This window comes from Haladaptatus sp. (assembly GCF_049589095.1).
Taxonomy (GTDB): domain Archaea; phylum Halobacteriota; class Halobacteria; order Halobacteriales; family Haladaptataceae; genus Haladaptatus.
Genome location: NZ_JBAWAC010000131.1, coordinates 1 through 1,734 on the forward strand (window position 1 = coordinate 1; position 1,734 = coordinate 1,734).

The following is a 1,734-nucleotide window of genomic DNA, read 5'->3' on the forward strand; positions in this document are numbered from 1 at the left end:
GGATATTCTACCCCGCAACACGCGGACTGAAGTCGCGAAAAACGCGCGGACCGACGCAACGAACGACGAAAGCCGAAACGGAACTTCTCGATTTCATCGACCGAAACCACGACGACGAGCGGCCGCGCTGGCAATCACCAGCACGACCGCCGATCATCGTCCGAAACCGGCAATCGTCATCCGCAACCGCCGATTATCGTTCGCAACCGTCGATTACCGTCCGCAACCAGCGATTATCGTCCGGAACGACTCGTTTTCCGGTTTTGTCGGGCGAGTCTCACTCGTCAACCGGCAACAAGCGGTTCGCGAGCGCCATCAGGTTGCCATCGTCGGCGGTGAACGGCCGCAACAGGACGCTGAACTGCGTCGATGTCGCCTGAACTTGATACTCGTCGTACGGTTCGACGGGCGTCCCGCCGACGCCCGTTACCGCGTCGTCCAGATTGAACGCCACGCTGTCGGCTTCTTCGAGTTCGTACTGGTGGCCCGCCTCGGCCAGGTTCGAGAACCGGTTCGTGCTCACGTTCATCGATCCGTCGGTGGCGACGCCGAGCAGGCCCGCGCCGTCGTCGTTCGCGAGCGCGGCCCAGCGCGTCTCGGCCTTGTTGCCGTTGTCCGTCGGCGGGACGTACGGGACGTACTGGTCGGCGACCGTCCCGGAGTACCGCCCGATGTCGGCACCCCAGCGGCGGTCGGGGTACGTCTCGACGGGACCGCGACCGTACCACTCGAACGTGTCGAGCGACGTCGGCGTCTGTAGCTGGACGCCCATCTTCGGCAGGTAGTCCGTGACGGTCGCTTTCAGTTGGTCGTTCGGCGCGGCGGAGACGTCCATCACCACGTCGCCGCTTCCGAACACGTGGTAGCTGTAGGTCGTCTCGAATCCGTGACCCCTGGGGCTGGACTGGGAGTCGTAGAACTCGTCGAAGCCGTACCACAGGACGGCGTCGTCCGACGGCGAGTCGGGTTGTGACGCGACCTCATCGGCCGACAGCGCGCGGTCATATACCCGCACCGAATCGACCGTCGTGGCCGTATGGCGCTCGCCGTGCTCCGAGTTGTGCGCGACCTGGAGCGGTTCGTCGGTTCCGTTGACCGACGAGGCATCGTGCGTTCGGGAGGCAAAGAGTTCACCGTCGAGATACAGACGGAGTTCGTCCGTATCGCAGACTCCGGTGAGCGTGTGCCAGCCGTCGCTCAGATCGCTCGGAATCGTGTCGTTGACGGCGACCCACGTCTCGTTGTAGATGAAAAACGAGAACCGGTCGTCGTTCACCTTGAGCGCGTACTGGTGGTCACCCTTGGCGACGAGTGGGTGGTCTCCGCCCGTCTCGACTCCGTCGAACGTGATGCTGACGGTGAAGCCCGGACTCGTGAAGTTCAGTGCGTCGGGTGAACCAGCATCGACGTAGTCGTCGCCGTCGAGTTGCACCGCCGCCCCGCTCCTCCCGGAGACGATTTCCGGGTCGCCTACGAGCGTGCCGTCGCTTCCGGTCGCGCTCGCGTCAGGCGTCTTCCGAACCGTCGTCGGCGGCGCGCCCTGGACGAAGCCGTCCACGTCGATTCGGACGTGTGGATCGGAAACCCGCTCGACGGACACGTCGTCCACGAGTTGCGTGAGATGATCCAATCCCGCCGCGTACCAGCTGGACGCCTGCTCGCTTCCCCAGCCCTGCACCTCGTTCATGATCGGGGCGCGCCACGCGTTGAACTGCGGGCCGCGGTCCACGACGT

At 64.5% G+C, this 1,734-nt stretch carries 1 protein-coding gene; it reads right to left on the bottom strand.

Annotated elements, in window-relative coordinates; all coding sequences use genetic code 11:
- Positions 1-277: 277 nt before the first annotated feature.
- Positions 278-1,734 (bottom strand): LamG-like jellyroll fold domain-containing protein (locus tag WBV42_RS04535; protein ID WP_423984975.1); only part of this gene is annotated, 1,457 nt, incomplete at its 5' end.